Consider the following 17,144-nt stretch of genomic DNA (forward strand, 5'->3'; position numbering starts at 1 on the left):
ATTTGAGGCGCTTTTAAGGGGAGTTGATCGAATCGCCAGGTAAACCCGTGAATCAATCGATTTTTCAGTGACTTGGAAAACTGGTACGGCTTGTGCAAACGTTTGCGAGTCGCTAATGACCGCATTTTCGTTACAAAACCGTACAGGGCCCATCATTCGGGCCTTGATCTGCAAAAAGGACTTTGAATGTACGTTTCTTACTGCCACCGCCGTCGCGGTGCACGCACCTTTGCTGTTTCCCTGCTACTGGCCGGCGTTACCGGAGTTCTCAGTCACACCGCACTGGCGCAACCTGCCCTGCCCGAGGAATCCGCCCAGGGAGAAGCCCTCAGCCCTGAAGCCAGCCCGCCGCAAAAAGGCGCGTACCTGTCGGACTGGTACAACCAGGACCTGATGCTGATCGGCAGCAAGGACATCAGCTTCGGCCCGCAACCGGCCGACGACATTTACCTGGAATACGAGTACTTCGGGCGCAAGGGGCCGTTCGAGCTGTATGGCTACATCGACATTCCGAAGATCTTCAACATCGGCAACAGCCACGACAAAGGCGTATGGGACCATGGCTCGCCGGTGTTCATGGAGCACGAGCCGCGCATCTCCATCGACTACCTCGCCGGGCGCAGCCTGGCCATCGGGCCGTTCAAGGAATGGTACGTGGCGTTCGACTGGATCTACGACCACGGCAGCCGCAGAGAGAACCGCGCCAACACGCTGTACAGCGGTTTAGGCACCGATATCGACACCCATTCGCGGGTCAATCTGTCGGCCAACCTGTACGGGCGCTACCAGTGGGAAAACTACGGGGCCAGCAACGAGTATTCGTGGGATGGCTACCGCGCGCAGCTCAAGTACATCGTGCCGATCGACAAATTCAGCAACGGCGCTTCGCTGACCTACATCGGCTTCACCAACTTCGATTTCGGCTCGGACCTGCACAAGGACAACCCGGCACGCACCGCCAATGCCACGGTGGCGACCAACGTGTTGCTGTACTCGTTCACGCACCTGCGTTTCACCCTGGTCGGCCGTTATTTCCACAACGGCGGCAACTGGGAGGATGGCAGCGAGCTGAATTTTGGCGACGGCAACTTCCGGGCGCGCTCAAATGGCTGGGGGTATTACGCGGGGGTCGGTTATCAGTTCTAGGTACGCTCTGAAATCACCAGGGTCCCTGTGGGAGCGGTCTTGCTCCCACAGGGTTGTAGCGCATTACGGGATGAGGATGACCTTGTCGCCACTGCCCTGATTCACATCGGCATACCGCGCCAGCCCTTCGGCCAGCGGCGCTTCGACCAGCCCTTGCGGCAGTGGCAGCAGGTCTTCGTCGAAGAACCGGCCAAACTGATCCAGCATCGCCGCGCAGGCTTCAACGCCATACAGCAACGAGTTGATGCCGACCACCGAACCGCCCTTGCGATAGAGCGCCAGCGCGGGCAGTTGCACATGCCCGTCCACCGGCGCAGCGATGATCGCAATGCGCCCGAACGGTGCCAGCGCCGGCACCGACGCTGGCAGCCAGAACCCGGTGGTGTCGAAGATCACATCGGCACCGCCGCGATACACCGCATCGACCTGCGCCCCCAGCTCCTCGGGCTTGTCCAGCTGAATCGTCTGATAACCCTGCGCCTGCAGATCCTTGACCTGCTCCGGCCGCCGCGCCGCCGCCAGCAACTGCGCGCCGCGCACCTTGGCCAGCGCCAGCGCCGCCGTCGCCACCGCCCCGCCGCCGATCACCAGCAGACGGGTTTGCGCACTGACCAGACTGCGCTCGAGCGCATCCCACGCCGTGGTGTAAGGCACCCCGAGGCTGGCGGCCTGAGTGAAACTCAAATGCGAAGGTTTATGCGCCACGCCCTTGGCCGGCAGTTTGACGAACTGCGCGTGGGAGCCATCGGCGAAAAAACCCAGCTCACGCCCGGTGCCCCAGACTTCCTGACCGATCAACGCCTGCGGCCCTTCGACCACCACACCGGCAAAGTCCCGACCGGGAATACGCGGCAGCGTGGTGTACGGAAAACGCCCGAGCACATTCTTCACATCGCTGGGATTGAGACCCGCAGCCTTGATCTGCACCAGCACCTCGTCAGCGCCCGGCACCGGCGTCGGCACCTCGACGAAGCGCAGGGACGACAGGTCGCCGGTTTTATCGAATTGCAGTGCTTTCATGAGTTCATCCACCGAATGGGAAAAAGGAAATTCAGGACAGCCAGCCACTGACCAGTTGCCGGCCCATCGGCCACAACTGCTCGCCCGCCAGCATGCCCAGCAGGCCCACCAGCGCGATGGTCGGCGGCGCCGGAGAACGGACATCCAGCGCGCCATACAGCAGGCCGACACCCAGACCGACGCCCAGTGAAATCAGGTAATTCATGGGATCACTCCGCCACACAAAGGGAATGGGCAAAGTCTAGGGAAAGGCGGCGACCGGCATCGGCCAAGGACTTCTGAATTTCGGCCAAATCAGTCGGCGAGCGGCCCGCCATCGAATTGCGAAGGCGCGACACCCAGCTCGCGGCGGAACATGTCGCTGAAACTGCTCGGCGAATAACCCAGCTCACGGGCAATCGCGCTGACCGGCACGCCCTGAATCAACTCCGCCACCGCCGTCGCCAACTGCACCTGACGCCGCCACTCGGCAAAGCCCATGCCCAACCCTTCCTTGAACAACCGCGCCAGGGTGCGCACGCTGGCCCCGGCGTTTTCCGCGTGCTGCTCGAAAGGAATGTCCAGCGACGGCGCCGCCATCACCGCCTGACACAGACTCATCAACCGCCGGTCGGCATCGTCCGGCAACGGGATCTTCAACTGCGAACGCCTTGCGCGTTTCAGCTCCAGCAGCGCCAGCCCGACCAATGCCTCGTAATACTCGGCATCACCGCTGTCGCCCTGCGCCACCAGACCGACAATCAACTCGCGCAGCAGCCCGCCGACCTCGATCACCTGCACCGTCTCATCCAGCGTCGCCGCCAGCGCCGGACGCAAGTAGATATTGCGCATCTGCAAATCCGACACCACCCGAATCCCGTGCGGCACCCCCGGCGGCAACCACACCGCCCGCTGCGGCGGCACCACCAGCGCCTCGTGCGGGGTCTCGACCCACATCACCCCGCTCATTGCATACAGCAACTGCCCCCACACATGCTCGTGCGGCTCGATAAACAACCCACGCGGATAGGTGCGCGCCAGTGGCTGCACCGGCACATCGGTATCACTCAGATCAGGGGGCGCAGCGAGGGCCATGGCGAACATTCATCGGGGTGGGCGAAAGCGCCATGGTAACCAGTCCGACCGGAACCTCGCCATTGATAGATACCGTCGGACAATCCGAGTGAATTTTCCCGCAGCCCAGCGATCCTTCTATTACCACAGGGAGGAAGATGGGCTTTATGAACAACGCAAAACTGTACGTCATCGATTACACCCTTCACGGCGCGCCAAAGTCGTTCATTATCCGCTCGGACAAAATGGACAACACCGAGGCGTGGCACTGGGCAAGCTGCGACGCAGGGGTCGGCCGCATCCCGCGTTTCGGCCGGGAGAAAGTGCAGAAGACCAGCAAGCCGATGGCAGAAAAATTCGGCGTGGAAAACGTCACATGGCGACCGGCAAGCTAAGCTTGCGCGCAGGCGGGGACTCTTTCGGGGGATTACACATGACAACCATCAACAGCCCGGCGCACCTGGACTACGGCCTGGACACCCTCTTCGGCCGCATCACCAAAAGCGTCGACTGCCCGGTTGGCCTGGAACCCGTCGAAAACGACCCCTACCGCTTCGCCCTGCGCGTCCCGCCCCCCTTGCCGGAAGACCTCGAAAAGGCCAAAACCATCGTCGTCAACGTCGGAGGCCGCCGCCTGCACGGCAACGTCCGCCATACCGAACGCCTGGACGACGACAGCCTGAAACTGGAAGTGGAGCCTGATTAGGCTCCACCTTTTCAATACCCGAGATTACTTGGGATGCGCACACTGACACCCCTTGCCCGAACACTCCTCACCACTTTTGTGATGATGCGCACAAGCCTCACAGCAATAATGCTTACCGTGCGCCACATAAGAATGCTCACCCTCCTTGATCGTGCAACGACATCCCGGACAATCGCATTTTCTATCTGCCATGAAACAGACTCCTCTGGTGGTGGTTGCCTGAGGCCGAAAGAACAGCCGTGCTACCAGTGTAGAACGTGAAAACCACCTAACCTCCCACCCCACCCCACACCACTCACCAGTCACCAGTCACCAGTCACCAGTCACAACGATGAGCGTTAGCTCGAGTACCGCTTTTGACGTGCCGGCCCCATCGGCAGGCTGAGTGGAGGGATTTATCCGGGGGTGGGCGCGTAGCGCCGTTCGACGAAGTCGAACACATCGAGAGGAGGTGCAGCGAAGCAAACCGGAGGCGATGCCCCCGGATGAATCCCGTAACGAAGGAACCCCGAGCCCCAGCGAGGGGCCGAACGCCGGGGCCCAGACCTTTGGTTACTTTGGGGCGTTTGCCAAAGTGACTCGCTGTAAGAGCGAAACCGCCAGCAGCCGCACCCGAAGAAACGGATATACACGCAAAACGAACAAAAGCCTGGTCGGCCCAAAGGCCGCCACGCTCAAACAGCCTGCCGCACGCTACTGCGATACATGAACACCAACGCCAGCCCCAAACAAACCATCGCCAAAACCCGACTCGAAGACAACTCAATAGCGGGATTCCCCAACCACCCAAAATTATCAATCAACATCCCCATCCCCAACTGCCCGACAATCACCGCCACCGTCGCCACAGCCGCACCAACGCGCGGCACTGCGCCAACCATGACCATCATGTAAACCACACCGAACAGCGCCCCACTCAACTGCCACTTCGGCACCTCCAGCAAACTCACCGCCTGAGCAGGCTCAAAAAACAAAATCAACAACCCCGTAGAAACGGCGCCGACGACAAACGTCAACAAACTGCTGCGCAACACCCCAACGGTTTCCCCAAGACGCCCATTGATCGCCGCCTGAACACTCAACACCGCACCGGCCAACACCACCACCGCCAACAAAATAACCAGACTCATCACTCACCCCCGCGCAATCAAAACCAAAGCCGCCACAATCAACCCCAACGCCAGCCACCGCTCAGCATTGACCTTCTTGCGCGTAGCCCCAAACCACCCGAAATGGTCGATCAACACACTTTTGCCAACCTGCCCAGACAGAATCGCAATCATCGTCATCGCAATCCCGATATGCGGCGTCGCCAGCGTCAACACCACCACATACATCGGCCCCAGAAACCCGCCGATCAACTGCCAGCGCGGCAGATCCGTCAGCGCCGGCCCCTTCTGTGGCCCCGCAAACAGCAACAGCAAAAACAGAATCGCCGAGCCCACCCCGAAGATGCTCAAGGTCGCCCACAAGTGCCCGACCTGCTCACCCAACGGCCCCAGCAACCCCGCTTCCATCGACAAACCCATGCCGGCCAGAATCACCAGCGGCAACAGCAGCAAACGCAAACCCGGCCGGGCGACCGGGGCCGGCGCGGCACTCACTTCATCAAACGACTGCATCCAAAAAACCTCTGAAGGAAACGATGGCGCAGATTATCGGCTGGCGCAGCTGTGCGATAAATGGGAGCATCCGGACAACACTTTTGCGCAACTCGCACAACAGGACAAACGATGCACGGGCTCAACGAACTGGGATTCAAGGCGCTCAGGCTGTTTGTGGCGGTGCTCGACCACGGCAGCTTTTCCGAAGTCGCCCGCCGCGAGGGCGTGGCGCCCTCCTCGATTTCCCGGCAGATCCAGTTGATGGAACAGGCGCTGAACCAGCAGTTGCTCTACCGCCACACCCGCGCAGTCACGCCGACCGAGGCCGGGCGCATGCTCGGCCACCACGCGCGGCTGGTGCTGGTACAACTGGAGGAAGCCGAACAGGCGTTGCAGGAACAGCAAAGCGAACCGACCGGTCTGGTGCGGATCAACGCCCCGGTGGTGTTCGGCCAGCGCCACCTGACGCCATGGCTGGGCCGTTTGTGCGAGCGTTATCCGAAGCTGCAACTGGATATCCAGCAGACCGACCACTACATCGATCCGCTGCAGGAAGGTGCCGATCTGCTGTTTCGCATCGGCCCGCTGCACGACTCGAGCATGCAGGCGCGGATCCTCGCGCCGCACCGCTTTCAGGTCGCGGCCAGCCCGGCGTATATCAAGCGTTTCGGCGCGCCCCGGCATCCCGAAGACCTCGCCCGCCACCAGTGCCTGGCCTACAAGGGCGCGGCCGGCTTGCAACGCTGGTTCTTCCGTCAGGATCAGGGCGAGTGGACGCCGTATGCAGTCAAGGGCCCGATCACCGGTAACCACGCGGACACGTTGACTCAAGCCGCTGTGCAAGGGCTGGGGCTGGTGATGTTTCCGTCATGGCTGATCGGTGAGGCGGTGCGTGAGGGCACGCTGGTGCCGGTGCTGAAGGATTATCAGGTGTCGAACAGTGTCGAGCCGCAGCAGATTGCGGTGCTGTGGCCGGGGAGCCGGCGGTTGTCGGTGAAGGTGCGGACGGTGATTGATTTCTTTATTGAGTGTTTTGGAGAGGTGCCGTATTGGGACAGCCCCTAAATACTCAAGCACCACACCCCCTGTGGGAGCTGGCTTGCCAGCGATGAGGCCGGCAATCCGGCATTGATATTGACTGACTTGCCGCCATCGCCGGCAAGCCAGCTCCCACAGGGTTTTGTGTCTGGACCAAGGTAGCTTCAGATACGGAACTGGCCGACCAGCTTGCCCAGCCGCTGCCCCAAATCAGCCAGACTGCGCGAGGTCTGCGCCCCCAACTGTGTCTCATCCGCCACGTTATCCACCGCCACCGCAATCTGGTGCACGCTGCGGTTGATCTCTTCCGCCACCGCCGTCTGCTCTTCAGCGGCACTGGCAATCTGCGCGTTCATCGAGTTGATGGTCGCAATCAGATCCGCCATCGCATCCAGCGACGCCCCCGCCTGATTGGCCTGCGCCGAAGTACCATCACCCGCCTCGCTGGAACGGCGCATCGCTTCAACCGCCGACTGCGTCCCCGCCTGCAAGCGATCGATCATCCCCTGAATTTCCTGAGTGCTGATCTGCGTGCGCGAAGCCAGCGCCCGCACTTCATCCGCCACCACCGCAAACCCGCGCCCGGCCTCGCCGGCCCGAGCGGCTTCGATGGCGGCGTTGAGTGCCAGCAGGTTGGTCTGTTCGGCGATCGAGCGAATCACCCCGAGCACGCCGACAATCGACGACACGTCCTGCTGCAGGCTGTCGAGGGACACACCGCTGCTGCGGATGTCGTCCACCAGCGCATGAATCTGCTTGATGCTGCCAGCCACCACACGCTTGGCGGTCTGGCCTTCTTCGTCGGTCTGCTGCGCGGCGACGGCGGCGTTCTGCGCGCTCTTGGCGACTTCCTGAGCGGCGGCGGACATTTCGTTGATCGCCGTGGCGACCTGATCGGTTTCGTGGCGCTGACGCTCCATGGCCTGATCGGAGCGCTGGGCCTGATCCGACACCTGCGTCACCAAACCGGTCAGTTGCGAAGTCATTTCGGTGATCTGCCGCACAAGACCATGGATCTTGTCGACGAAACGGTTGAACGAGCCGGCCAGTTCGCCGAGTTCGTCCTGGCTGGTGATGGTCAGACGCCGGGTCAGGTCGCCCTCGCCCGCCGCGATGTCATCGAGGTTGGCTTTCATCAGGGTCAGCGGTCGCAGGATGGTGTTGGCCAGCAGCATCCCCGCCGCCGCGATCACCAGCAGCACCACCACCGCCACGCCGACGATGCTCAGCACCACGCCCTGCATGCGTTCCTGCACCTTGGCCTCGACCACCGCCACTTGCGCTTCGATGCCATCAAGGTTGACCGAAGTACCGACCGCCATGTCCCACTTCGCCAGGTATTCGGTGTAACCGAGTTTCGGCACCAGCACTTGCGCGTTGCCCGGCAGCGGCGAGCTGTATTGCAGGTAGTGAGTGCCGTCCTTCGCGACTTTCACCAGGTCGCGGTTGACGTAGACGCCGTTCGGGTCGCGGTTGTCCTTGAAGCTTTTGCCCACGCCTTCGGGATCGTTGGCCTTGAACAGGCGCACGGTCTCGGAGTCGTAGCCGAAGAAGTAGCCGTCCTTGCCGTACTTGATGCTCGACAGCAGCTTGATCACCTGCGCCCGCGCCTCGGCGTCACCGGGAGCGGCAGCGTCGTACAACGGTTTGATGGTAGTCATGGCCACGGCGACGTAGCTGGCCAGGGTGGCCTTGGCGTCGCCGAGCAGGCGTTCGCGGGTCTGCTGGACTTCATTGCGCGCCTGTTCCTGGAGGATGAACAGCGTGGTCAGGCTGATCACCAGCGCAAAGAGCAAAACCGGAAGGACGGCAAGGGACAGGACTTTAGCCTTGAGACTCAGGCGCATGGGGGCTCACTCTTTTGGTTTTATTGGCGTGGTTAAAGGATTTAACGGCACGCGAAACCAAAAGTTGAGCTGCGGCTTGAGATCGACACCTCGACGCCGATCGTTCCCACGCTCTGCGTGGGAATGCAGCCCGGGACGCTCCGCGTCCCAAAGCGTGACGCAGAGCGTCACAAGAGGCGTTCCCACGCAGAGCATGGGAACGATCACGTCAGAGGACCATCGCGGCCACCCAGCCAAACGCCAGCAGCGGCAGGTTGTAGTGCAGGAAGGTCGGGACCACAGTGTCCCAGATGTGATGGTGCTGGCCGTCGATGTTCAGACCGGAGGTCGGGCCGAGGGTCGAGTCCGATGCGGGCGAACCGGCATCGCCCAAGGCACCGGCCGTGCCGACGATGCAGACAATGGCAATCGGGCTGAAGCCCAGTTGCACGCAAAGCGGCACGAAAATCGCCGCCAGAATCGGCACCGTGGAAAACGACGAGCCGATGCCCATGGTCACCAGAAGCCCGACCAGCAGCATCAGCAACGCACCGATGCCCTTGCTGTGATTGATCCACGACGCCGAAGACTCGACCAAAGTCTGCACCTCGCCAGTGGCCTTCATCACTTCGGCGAATCCGGAAGCGGCGATCATGATGAAGCCGATCATCGCCATCATCTTCATGCCTTCGGTGAACAGGTCATCCGTCTCGCGCCATTTGACGATGCCCGACGCCGAGAAGATCAGGAAACCGGCCAGCGCCCCGATAATCATCGAATCCAGCAGCAACTGAATAATGAAGGCTGCGGCAATGGCGACACCGGCGATCAACAGGCTTCGCGGGTTGTACTGCACCGCCACCTGCTCGACCTGCTCGATTTTCCCCAGGTCGTAGACGCGCTTCTTGCGATAACTGATAAAGGCGATGCCCAGCCCCACCAGCATGCCCAGCGCCGGAATGCCCATGGCATGGGTGACGTTGATCCCGCTGATGTCCACGCCACTGCGGGCAACGTTGGCCAGCAGGATCTCGTTGAGGAAAATATTGCCGAAGCCCACCGGCAGGAACATATACGGCGTGATCAGGCCGAAGGTCATGACGCAGGCGATCAGGCGTCGGTCCAGTTGCAGCTTGGTCAGTACATAGAGAAGCGGCGGCACCAGCAGCGGAATGAACGCAATGTGAATCGGCAGGATGTTCTGCGAAGCGATCGCCACCACCCACAGCAGGCCGATCAGCAGCCATTTGACGCTGCCGCCACCGGTCGCATGCTGACGATCGACCATCGCCAGGGCCTTGTCGGCCAGCGCGTGGGCCAGGCCGGACTTGGCAATCGCCACGGCGAAAGCGCCGAGCAACGCGTAGGACAACGCCACCGTCGCCCCGCCACCCAGGCCACTGTTGAAGGCCTTGAGCGTGGCGTCGATGCCCAGACCACCGGTCAGGCCACCGACCAGCGCACCGACGATCAACGCGATCACCACATGCACCCGGGACAGGCTGAGGATCAGCATGACGCCGACCGCAGCAATCACTGCATTCATTTCACTACCTCGAAAACACGACGGTGAAGCCATTCACCGCCAGACAGAATGAGTCCGGCCGACAAGCCACGAAGGTCGCCAGCGGATCTGCATAGAGGGTCTTATTAGAAGGGCGCGCACTGTGCCGCAGCGCGGGCGCAGTGTCAAAGCGACGGGTCGCAACACTGTGTAACTTTCCATGATCAATCCGCTGAACAGGGCATATCCGCCACAACATGCGTCAATTCGCCCTATTGCATTTACGCCATAAAGAAAGCCGGAACGCGGCCGTTACAGTGCAAAGTCTCAGATATTTATCGAATAAGGACGTTTCCATGTCACTCAGACAACTTTCCATCCAATGGAAAATCACCCTGCTCGCCGGGCTCTGCCTGGCCGGTATCGTGACCCTGTTGGTGGGTCTTTCGCTGTATCGCATGGAGCACAGTTCCGAACTGGTGAAAGCTTCGAGCATGGAAATGCTCACCGAATCGGCCCAGGCCCGCATCGAATCCCAGGGCGAAGTCCAGGCGGCGGGCATTCGCCAGCAATTCATGGACGCCTATCAATATGGCCACGGTTTCTCGCGTCAGGTGCTGTTCCTGCGCGAACAGGCCGAGAAGCGCTTCCTCGATGCCTTCGACCTGCGCGAAGACATGACCCGTCAGGTGAAATCGGCCTTGCAAGCCAATCCGGATCTGCTCGGTCTGTCGCTGGTGTTCGAGGCCAACGCGCTGGACGGCAAGGACGAGCTGTTTGCCGGCCAAGCTGAACTGGGCAGCAACGACAAGGGCCGCTTCGCCCTGTACTGGTCGCAGCCGACCCCGGGCAAGGTGACCTCGATGGCCCTGCCGGAAAGCGACATGACCGACACCAGCACCGGCCCCAGCGGCCAGGCCGCCAACGCATGGTTCACCTGCCCGCGCACCACGCTCAAGCCATGCGTGATCGAACCCTACTTCTATGTGATCGACGGGCAAAAGGTGCTGATGACCAGCATCGTGTTCCCATTGATGGTCAACGGCAAAGTCATCGCCTCGCTGTCGGTGGACATCAACCTCAACAGCCTGCAAGCGATCAGCCAGAACGCCAGCAAAAAGCTCTACGACGGCCAGACCGCCGTGAGCATCGTCAGCCCCGCCGGCCTGCTCGCCGGTTACAGCCCGGACGCCAATAAACTCAGCCAGCGCCTGGATGCCGTGGACACCACCAGCGGCGCCGAACTGCTGCGTCTGCTCGCCTCGAACCAAACCGTCAGCAGCCTGCACAGCAACGCGCAACTGAAAGTGCTGTCGCCGTTCCAGCCGATTCCCGGCGGCCCGTCGTGGGGCGTGCTGCTTGATGTGCCGGAAAAAGTGCTGGTGGAGCGCGCCGAAGCGCTCAAGCAACAACTGGATGCCAGCAACACGTCGGGTACCCTGATCGAACTGAGCCTGGGCGTACTCGCGGCGCTGATCGGCCTGTTGCTGGTGTGGCTGATGGCGCGCAGCGTGACCAAACCGATCCTCGGCGTGGCCCACATGCTGGAAGACATCGCCAGCGGCGAAGGCGACCTGACCCGGCGTCTGGCCTATGACAAGAAGGACGAGCTTGGCCAGTTGGCCGGCTGGTTCAACCGCTTTCTCGACAAGCTGCAACCGATCATCGCCGAGGTGAAACGCTCGGTGCAGGACGCGCGCAACACTGCCGATCAGTCTTCCGCGATCGCCACCCAGACCAGCGCCGGCATGGAGCAGCAATACCGTCAGGTCGATCAGGTCGCCACCGCGTCCCACGAAATGAGCGCCACTGCCCAGGACGTGGCCCGCAGCGCTGCGCAAGCCGCCGAAGCGGCCAAGGATGCCGACCGCGCCACCCGTCAGGGCCTGACCGTGATCGACCGCACCACCGCCAGCATCGACACCCTCGCCGCCGACATGAGCGCGGCGATGGTGCAAGTCGAAGGCCTGGCCGCCAACAGCGAGAAGATCGGCACCGTGCTGGAAACCATTCGCGCCATCGCCGAGCAGACCAACCTGCTGGCCCTGAACGCCGCCATTGAAGCCGCCCGTGCCGGTGAAGCCGGACGTGGTTTTGCGGTGGTCGCCGACGAAGTGCGCAACCTCGCCCGCCGCACTCAAGAGTCGGTGGAAGAAACCCGCCAGGTGATCGAGCAACTGCAGAACGGCACCCAGAACGTGGTCGGCTCGATGGGCAACAGCCATCGCCAGGCTCAGGGTAGCGTTGAACAGGTCGGTCAGGCCGTGACCGCGCTGCGCCAGATCGGCGATGCGGTGACGGTGATCAGCGACATGAATCTGCAGATTGCCAGCGCTGCCGAAGAACAGAGCGCGGTGGCCGAAGAGATCAACAACAACGTGGCGACGATTCGTGATGTGACGGAATCGCTGTCGGGGCAGGCGAATGAATCGGCGCGAGTGAGTCAGTCGCTCAATAGCCTGGCGAATCAGCAGCAGAGCTTGATGGATCAGTTTCGGGTCTAGGGTTCATCGCAAAGTCCCTGTGGGAGCCCGCCTGGCTGCTCCCACAGGTTTGTGGAATGACGGAAATCAGCGTTTAGGCAATTCGATCACCACCTTCAAACCGCCCCACTCACTCTCACCCAACACCAGCAACCCACCCCAGGTGTCGACGATGTCGCGCACAATCCCCAGGCCCAAGCCATGCCCGTCGGTCTGCTCGTCCAGTCGCGTACCACGACTGAACACCTGAGCACGCTGCAATTCGGGAATCCCCGGCCCGTCATCTTCCACGCTCAGCACAAAGCCTTCCGCCGTCTCGACCACGCTCAGCCGCACCTCGGCATCCGCCCACTTGCAAGCGTTGTCCAGCAGGTTGCCGAGCAGTTCCAGCAGGTCCTCACGATCCCACGGCAATTGCAGGCCCGGCGGCGCCACATAACTCAGCTCCAGATGTTCGCCGTGGATCATGTTCAACGTCGACAGCAGCCCCGGCAGTTCTGCGTCGCAATCAAACAGTGCTCCCGGCAACGCATCGCCAGAGAGCCGCGCACGATTGAGCTCACGGTTCAGCCGTTGCTGAACCTGCTCCAGTTGTTCCTTGAGAATCTTGCGCAGCTCCGGGTGTGCATCGAGCCTTTCACTCGACGCCAGACTGAGCAGCACTGCCAAAGGGGTTTTCAGCGCATGCCCGAGATTGCCCAGCGCATTGCGCGAGCGCTTGAGGCTGTCTTCGGTGTGCGCCAGCAAGTGGTTGATCTGCGCCACCAGCGGCTCCAGTTCCGCCGGCACTTGTTCATCGAGTTGTGAACGCTGGCCCTGCTGCAACTGGGCGATCTGCTCGCGGGCCTTTTCCAGCGGCCGCAAGGCGCGGCGAACGGTCAGACGTTGCAACAACAGAATCAGCAGCAACCCGGCCAGCCCGAGGCCAAGGCCGATCTGGCGCATGCGCTGGAAACTCTCGCGCACCGGCGTGTAATCCTGGGCCACGCTGATGGAAATCGACTGACCGAGCCGTCGATAGTCCGAGCGCAACACCAGCAGTTGCTGACCGTCCGGCCCCAGTTGCAGGTTGCTGTGCAGACCGGAGCGTTCGAGCAACGGCAGATCCTGATCCCACAGCGAGCGGGATCGCCAATGGCTGTCGGCGAAATCGATGCGGAAGTAATGCCCGGAAAACGGCCGCTGATAGGCCGGCGACAAGTGCCGCTCATCCAGCTGCAAACCCTGTGGCCCGCGAACCAGCGCCACCAACAGGCTCTCGCTGTCGTTACGCAACCCGGCTTCGAGATAGCGCTGCAACCCCACTTCGAACAACCACAGACTGGTTTGCGCCAGCAGTACGCCGACGACCACCAGCACGCTGATCAACCCCAGACTCAAGCGGCGCTGGATCGATCTCACGAAGCCTGTCCGCCAAACAGATAACCCTGACCACGACGGGTTTCGATGACGCTCTTGCCGAGCTTGCGCCGCAGGTGATTGACGTGGACTTCCAGCACGTTGGAGTCGCGTTCGGTCTCACCGTCGTAGAGGTGTTCGGCGAGATGGCTTTTGGAGAGGATCTGTTCCGGGTGCAACATGAAGTAGCGCAACAGACGGAATTCGGCGGCGGTCAGCTGAATGTCGGCACCGTCGCGCACGACACACTGGCGGCCCTCGTCCAGGTGCAGCCCGGCGGCCTTGAGCGTCGGCTGGTTGGCCTGGCCCTTGGAGCGGCGCAGCAGCGACTGAATGCGCAAATACAGTTCTTCCGGGTGAAAGGGTTTGGTCAGGTAATCATCGGCGCCGGCCTTCAGACCTTCGATACGCTCGGCCCAGGAATCGCGGGCGGTGAGGATCAGCACCGGAATCGTCAGACCGCCGGCGCGCCATTGCGCCAGCACCTCAAGCCCTGGCACGCCGGGCAAACCGAGGTCGAGGACGATCAGGTCGTAGGGCTCGCTGCTGCCCTGATAGACCGCATCGCGCCCGTCCGCCAGCCAGTCCACCGCGTAGCCCTGACGTTGCAGGCCGGCGAGCAGTTCGTCGGCCAGCGGTACGTGGTCTTCCACCAGAAGCAAGCGCATCGGTCAATCTTCCTTGTCTTTCACGAGTTCGCCGGTGTCGGCCTTCAGATGCAGCTCACGGGCCACGCCTTCGACGGTCAGCAACTCGACTTCATAAATGTAGACGTCGTGTTTTTCTTCCAGCTCGACTTCCAGCAGTTTCGCGCCGGGATAACGGTCCATCGCCTGCTGCAATACCTGCTCCAGCGGCAGGATCACGCCCTGCTTGCGCAGATTGAGGGCTTCGTCGGGACCCAGGTCGCGAGCCATGGCCGTCGAGCAAAACATCACCAGCGCCAATGCTGTACAGCGGGTGGCGCGAACATTCACCTTCATTACGTATCCTGATGATCCTTGAGCACTTGCCCGCTCACCGCGTCCAGTTCCAGATCCCATTCCAGGCCCTGCGGATCACGCAGTTCGATCTGGTAGATGTACTTGCCGTACTGCTCTTCCAGCTCGGTGTCGGTGATCGTTGAACCCGGGTGTTTGGCCAGCGCGGTGGCGTTGAGCTTCTCGAAGGAGACGATAGTACCAGCGTCGCGCAGACGCAGGGCTTCATCCGGGCCGAGATCGCGGGCGTGAACGGTGCTGGCGGCGAGGCCGATGATCGAGGCGAGGGTCAGGGCAGTCAGGGTTTTCATGGTGTCTCCGTATTTTTATGTATTGCTACGGGCGGCACCTTAACGGTGCGAACTTAACTGAAACTGAATGGCCATCATTGGGCCTGCTCCTGCAGTCACGGCAACATGTGCTTATAATCTTTCGCTTGCTAACGATCGAGACCGGTATGACCGCCATCCACATCAAGTTTCCTGCCCTCACCCTCAAGGCCGGCCCCCGGGCCATGGCGCGCATTCGTGCCCAAGGCCTGAACGCCGCCGACGTCGGCACCCTGCCCGGCGCTGCCGGTGGGCCGAAGGCGCTGGGGATTCAGGGGCTGGATCTGGCGTTGTTCGGCGAATGGTTGCCGGCGGCGCCACGCGAGCGTTCGCTGATCGGTGCGTCGGTGGGCTCCTGGCGCTTCGCCAGCGCTTGTCTGCCGGACGCCGCCGAAGGCATCCGCCGCCTCGGTCATCTGTACACCGAGCAGAACTTCAACAAAGGCGTGACCATTGCCGAGGTCAGCCGCAGCTCGCGACGCATGCTCGACGACCTGCTCGACGGACGCGATGCCAGCCTTTTGACCAACGCCCATTACCGCTTGAACATCATGGTGGTCAAAAGCCACGGAGGGCTGGCGGACGACCATCGCGGCCGGCTCGGGCTGGCGCTGGGCTCGGTGATCGCCGACAACCTGCGGGGCCGCGCGCGGCTGTCGCGGCACTTCGAACGGCTGATCATCCACGACCCGCGCCTGGCGCCGCCGGTGCATGCGCTGCACGACTTCCCGTCGCGCTTCGTCGCCCTCGATGCCGGCAACCTGCGTCAGGCGCTGCTGGCGTCCGGTTCGATCCCGATGGTCATGGAAGGCGTGCGCGACCTGCCGGGCGCCGGTGCCGGCACCTTCCGCGACGGCGGTCTGCTGGACTATCACCTCGACCTGCCCTACAGCGGCGACGGTATCGTGCTGTATCCGCACTTCACCGACCGGGTGATTCCGGGCTGGTTCGACAAGACCCTGCCGTGGCGCAAAGCTTCGGTCGAGCGTTTGCAGGACGTGCTGTTGCTGGCGCCATCCAAGGAATACCTGGCGCGCCTGCCCTACGGCAAACTCCCCGACCGTAACGACTTCAAACGCTTCATGGGCGATGCGCCGAGCCGACAGAAATACTGGCGCGCGGCGATGGACGAAAGTCGCCGATTGGGTGATGAGTTCCTTGAACTGACTGCCAATGGTCGCCTCGCCGAGCGCTTGCTGACCCTTTAGTCAGCACAGCCGAAGACAAGCTGGTAAACTCGCCGCCTGCCCGAATTCGCTGCGGCGAACGCCATCTGAACAGAGCTGAAATCACTGTGGAAATCTTCAAGGAATTTACGTTCGAATCCGCCCACCGCCTGCCCCACGTACCGGACGGCCACAAGTGCGGACGCCTGCACGGTCACTCGTTCAAAGTGGCGATTCACCTGAGCGGCGACCTCGATCCGCACACCGGCTGGATCCGTGATTTCTCCGAGATCAAGGCGATTTTCAAGCCGCTGTACGAGCGTCTCGACCACAACTACCTCAACGACATTCCGGGCCTCGAAAACCCGACCAGCGAAGTGCTGGCCAAATTCATCTGGAATGAATTGAAGCCCCTGCTGCCGGAACTCAGTGCGATCCGCATCCACGAGACCTGCACCAGCGGTTGCATCTATCGCGGCGAGTGAATCCCGCGACACAAAAAAACCACCGAGACCGGTGGTTTTTTTACGCCTATGCTTTTTGGCTCGAACCCGCCAAGAGGACAGGCCCATGACGGACTGGCTGCTGGATCAGGTCTTTGATTTCAACGGGCGACGGATTCGCCACGGCGTGCGCGGCGACGGCCCGCCTCTGGTATACGTGTACGGCACGCCCTTCTCGTCTTACGTGTGGCACCGCATCGCGGCGCTGCTGCAGTTCCTCTGATCAATCCCGTCCCCCCGTGGCAACAGCTCTGCTCCCACATGGTTCGGTACGGCGCCCGATGCACTGCTTTCGCGCCGATCATCCGGGTCTCGTCTATAAATACCCGCAACATTGCGTTTGGCACGACCGCTGCAACCTCTTCGCGTCCTCCCCTTTCCAGCAAGG

General features: G+C 61.8%; 19 protein-coding genes and 3 pseudogenes. 9 read left to right on the forward strand and 13 right to left on the reverse strand.

Annotated features, from left to right (window positions below; translation table 11 throughout):
* Nucleotides 1-186 precede the first annotated feature (186 nt).
* Nucleotides 187-1,146 (forward strand): nucleoside-specific channel-forming protein Tsx, encoded by a 960-nt coding sequence (locus CAF77_RS08885; RefSeq protein WP_085654309.1) that lies wholly within the window; start codon nt 187-189, stop codon nt 1,144-1,146.
* Nucleotides 1,147-1,209: 63 nt separating this feature from the next.
* On the opposite strand, the gene CAF77_RS08890 is transcribed toward CAF77_RS08885, so the two are convergent.
* From CAF77_RS08890 to CAF77_RS08900, 3 genes are all read right to left on the reverse strand, one after another.
* Nucleotides 1,210-2,166 carry a zinc-binding alcohol dehydrogenase family protein gene (locus tag CAF77_RS08890; RefSeq protein ID WP_064380892.1) on the reverse strand — a complete coding sequence of 319 codons (957 nt, stop codon included), beginning with the start codon at nt 2,164-2,166 and terminating at the stop codon, nt 1,210-1,212.
* Nucleotides 2,167-2,197: 31 nt separating this feature from the next.
* Nucleotides 2,198-2,371, reverse strand: coding sequence for a DUF1427 family protein (locus tag CAF77_RS08895; RefSeq protein WP_007958996.1), 174 nt, complete (start codon nt 2,369-2,371; stop codon nt 2,198-2,200).
* An 89-nt stretch (nt 2,372-2,460) separates the two neighbouring features.
* Nucleotides 2,461-3,249, reverse strand: coding sequence for a helix-turn-helix domain-containing protein (locus CAF77_RS08900; RefSeq protein WP_064380894.1), 789 nt, complete (start codon nt 3,247-3,249; stop codon nt 2,461-2,463).
* A gap of 137 nt (nt 3,250-3,386) precedes the next feature.
* Between CAF77_RS08900 and CAF77_RS08905 the strand changes: the two genes are divergently transcribed.
* Entirely contained in the window at nt 3,387-3,614 is a 228-nt protein-coding gene (locus CAF77_RS08905) for a DUF6555 family protein (RefSeq protein ID WP_011335095.1), read from the forward strand.
* A 38-nt stretch (nt 3,615-3,652) separates the two neighbouring features.
* Nucleotides 3,653-3,925 (forward strand): hypothetical protein, encoded by a 273-nt coding sequence (locus CAF77_RS08910; protein ID WP_074689143.1) that lies wholly within the window; start codon nt 3,653-3,655, stop codon nt 3,923-3,925.
* 24 nt (nt 3,926-3,949) lie between these two features.
* Here the strand turns inward: CAF77_RS08910 and CAF77_RS08915 are convergent, their stop codons facing one another.
* The 3 genes from CAF77_RS08915 to CAF77_RS08925 all read right to left on the reverse strand — a co-directional run bounded on the left by CAF77_RS08915 (nt 3,950) and on the right by CAF77_RS08925 (nt 5,547).
* A complete protein-coding gene (locus tag CAF77_RS08915) occupies nt 3,950-4,117 on the reverse strand; it encodes a metallothionein (RefSeq protein WP_074689145.1) in 168 nt (55 codons plus the stop codon).
* A 482-nt stretch (nt 4,118-4,599) separates the two neighbouring features.
* On the reverse strand, nt 4,600-5,055 hold the full coding sequence (locus CAF77_RS08920) for a DMT family transporter (RefSeq protein WP_039770319.1): 456 nt from the start codon (nt 5,053-5,055) through the stop codon (nt 4,600-4,602).
* A gap of 3 nt (nt 5,056-5,058) precedes the next feature.
* Nucleotides 5,059-5,547, reverse strand: a complete 489-nt coding sequence (locus tag CAF77_RS08925) for a DMT family transporter (protein WP_085654310.1) — start codon at nt 5,545-5,547, stop codon at nt 5,059-5,061.
* 111 nt (nt 5,548-5,658) lie between these two features.
* Between CAF77_RS08925 and CAF77_RS08930 the strand changes: the two genes are divergently transcribed.
* A complete protein-coding gene (locus CAF77_RS08930) occupies nt 5,659-6,594 on the forward strand; it encodes a LysR family transcriptional regulator (protein WP_064380899.1) in 936 nt (311 codons plus the stop codon).
* Between the two features lie 137 nt (nt 6,595-6,731).
* Here CAF77_RS08930 and CAF77_RS29665 read toward each other — a convergent pair whose 3' ends face one another.
* The 3 genes and pseudogenes from CAF77_RS29665 to CAF77_RS08940 all read right to left on the reverse strand — a co-directional run bounded on the left by CAF77_RS29665 (nt 6,732) and on the right by CAF77_RS08940 (nt 9,939).
* Complete coding sequence (locus CAF77_RS29665; protein WP_371855536.1) at nt 6,732-7,553, reverse strand: methyl-accepting chemotaxis protein; 822 nt, start codon at nt 7,551-7,553, stop codon at nt 6,732-6,734.
* A gap of 84 nt (nt 7,554-7,637) precedes the next feature.
* Nucleotides 7,638-8,414, reverse strand: a pseudogene (locus CAF77_RS29670) (cache domain-containing protein); the annotation flags it as partial.
* 208 nt (nt 8,415-8,622) lie between these two features.
* Nucleotides 8,623-9,939 (reverse strand): Na+/H+ antiporter family protein, encoded by a 1,317-nt coding sequence (locus CAF77_RS08940; protein ID WP_064380903.1) that lies wholly within the window; start codon nt 9,937-9,939, stop codon nt 8,623-8,625.
* Between the two features lie 1,457 nt (nt 9,940-11,396).
* Here CAF77_RS08940 and CAF77_RS29675 point away from each other — a divergent pair.
* Together CAF77_RS29675 and CAF77_RS29680 are read left to right on the forward strand one after the other, a co-directional pair.
* Nucleotides 11,397-11,543: pseudogene (locus CAF77_RS29675) on the forward strand (HAMP domain-containing protein); the annotation flags it as partial.
* A gap of 102 nt (nt 11,544-11,645) precedes the next feature.
* Nucleotides 11,646-12,401, forward strand: a complete 756-nt coding sequence (locus tag CAF77_RS29680; protein ID WP_371915537.1) for a methyl-accepting chemotaxis protein — start codon at nt 11,646-11,648, stop codon at nt 12,399-12,401.
* A gap of 66 nt (nt 12,402-12,467) precedes the next feature.
* Here CAF77_RS29680 and CAF77_RS08950 read toward each other — a convergent pair whose 3' ends face one another.
* From CAF77_RS08950 to CAF77_RS08965, 4 genes are read right to left on the reverse strand one after another with little or no spacing between them, the layout of a single operon-like run.
* Nucleotides 12,468-13,781, reverse strand: a complete 1,314-nt coding sequence (locus tag CAF77_RS08950; protein WP_085654313.1) for a sensor histidine kinase — start codon at nt 13,779-13,781, stop codon at nt 12,468-12,470.
* A complete protein-coding gene (locus tag CAF77_RS08955) occupies nt 13,778-14,446 on the reverse strand; it encodes a response regulator transcription factor (protein ID WP_011335105.1) in 669 nt (222 codons plus the stop codon). The genes CAF77_RS08950 and CAF77_RS08955 overlap by 4 nt, the downstream gene beginning before the upstream one ends.
* 3 nt (nt 14,447-14,449) lie before the next feature.
* Nucleotides 14,450-14,761 (reverse strand): PepSY domain-containing protein, encoded by a 312-nt coding sequence (locus CAF77_RS08960; protein WP_011335106.1) that lies wholly within the window; start codon nt 14,759-14,761, stop codon nt 14,450-14,452.
* Nucleotides 14,761-15,069: a PepSY domain-containing protein gene (locus tag CAF77_RS08965; RefSeq protein ID WP_011335107.1), complete on the reverse strand. Its 309-nt coding sequence runs from the start codon at nt 15,067-15,069 to the stop codon at nt 14,761-14,763. The genes CAF77_RS08960 and CAF77_RS08965 overlap by 1 nt, the downstream gene beginning before the upstream one ends.
* 146 nt (nt 15,070-15,215) lie before the next feature.
* On the opposite strand from CAF77_RS08965, the gene CAF77_RS08970 reads away from it, so the two are divergent.
* The 3 genes and pseudogenes from CAF77_RS08970 to CAF77_RS28920 form a co-directional block, all read left to right on the forward strand.
* Nucleotides 15,216-16,295: a patatin-like phospholipase family protein gene (locus tag CAF77_RS08970; protein WP_085654314.1), complete on the forward strand. Its 1,080-nt coding sequence runs from the start codon at nt 15,216-15,218 to the stop codon at nt 16,293-16,295.
* Nucleotides 16,296-16,381: 86 nt separating this feature from the next.
* Nucleotides 16,382-16,738, forward strand: coding sequence for a 6-carboxytetrahydropterin synthase QueD (gene queD, locus CAF77_RS08975; RefSeq protein WP_007955941.1), 357 nt, complete (start codon nt 16,382-16,384; stop codon nt 16,736-16,738).
* Nucleotides 16,739-16,823: 85 nt separating this feature from the next.
* Nucleotides 16,824-16,958: pseudogene (locus tag CAF77_RS28920) on the forward strand (alpha/beta hydrolase); the annotation flags it as partial.
* Between the last annotated feature and the right edge of the window lie 186 nt (nt 16,959-17,144).

Origin of the sequence: Pseudomonas sp. R15(2017) (assembly GCF_002112685.1) — a bacterium.
GTDB lineage: Bacteria > Pseudomonadota > Gammaproteobacteria > Pseudomonadales > Pseudomonadaceae > Aquipseudomonas > Aquipseudomonas glycinae.

Coding starts and splice junctions, on each gene's coding strand:
- CAF77_RS08885 (WP_085654309.1), top strand. CDS start 187: ATGTACGTTTCTTACTGCCACCGCCGTCGCGGTGCACGCACCTTTGCT.
- CAF77_RS08890 (WP_064380892.1), bottom strand. CDS start 2,166: ATGAAAGCACTGCAATTCGATAAAACCGGCGACCTGTCGTCCCTGCGC.
- CAF77_RS08895 (WP_007958996.1), bottom strand. CDS start 2,371: ATGAATTACCTGATTTCACTGGGCGTCGGTCTGGGTGTCGGCCTGCTG.
- CAF77_RS08900 (WP_064380894.1), bottom strand. CDS start 3,249: ATGTTCGCCATGGCCCTCGCTGCGCCCCCTGATCTGAGTGATACCGAT.
- CAF77_RS08905 (WP_011335095.1), top strand. CDS start 3,387: ATGAACAACGCAAAACTGTACGTCATCGATTACACCCTTCACGGCGCG.
- CAF77_RS08910 (WP_074689143.1), top strand. CDS start 3,653: ATGACAACCATCAACAGCCCGGCGCACCTGGACTACGGCCTGGACACC.
- CAF77_RS08915 (WP_074689145.1), bottom strand. CDS start 4,117: ATGGCAGATAGAAAATGCGATTGTCCGGGATGTCGTTGCACGATCAAG.
- CAF77_RS08920 (WP_039770319.1), bottom strand. CDS start 5,055: ATGAGTCTGGTTATTTTGTTGGCGGTGGTGGTGTTGGCCGGTGCGGTG.
- CAF77_RS08925 (WP_085654310.1), bottom strand. CDS start 5,547: ATGCAGTCGTTTGATGAAGTGAGTGCCGCGCCGGCCCCGGTCGCCCGG.
- CAF77_RS08930 (WP_064380899.1), top strand. CDS start 5,659: ATGCACGGGCTCAACGAACTGGGATTCAAGGCGCTCAGGCTGTTTGTG.
- CAF77_RS29665 (WP_371855536.1), bottom strand. CDS start 7,553: ATGACTTCGCAACTGACCGGTTTGGTGACGCAGGTGTCGGATCAGGCC.
- CAF77_RS08940 (WP_064380903.1), bottom strand. CDS start 9,939: ATGAATGCAGTGATTGCTGCGGTCGGCGTCATGCTGATCCTCAGCCTG.
- CAF77_RS29680 (WP_371915537.1), top strand. CDS start 11,646: ATGGAGCAGCAATACCGTCAGGTCGATCAGGTCGCCACCGCGTCCCAC.
- CAF77_RS08955 (WP_011335105.1), bottom strand. CDS start 14,446: ATGCGCTTGCTTCTGGTGGAAGACCACGTACCGCTGGCCGACGAACTG.
- CAF77_RS08960 (WP_011335106.1), bottom strand. CDS start 14,761: ATGAAGGTGAATGTTCGCGCCACCCGCTGTACAGCATTGGCGCTGGTG.
- CAF77_RS08965 (WP_011335107.1), bottom strand. CDS start 15,069: ATGAAAACCCTGACTGCCCTGACCCTCGCCTCGATCATCGGCCTCGCC.
- CAF77_RS08970 (WP_085654314.1), top strand. CDS start 15,216: ATGACCGCCATCCACATCAAGTTTCCTGCCCTCACCCTCAAGGCCGGC.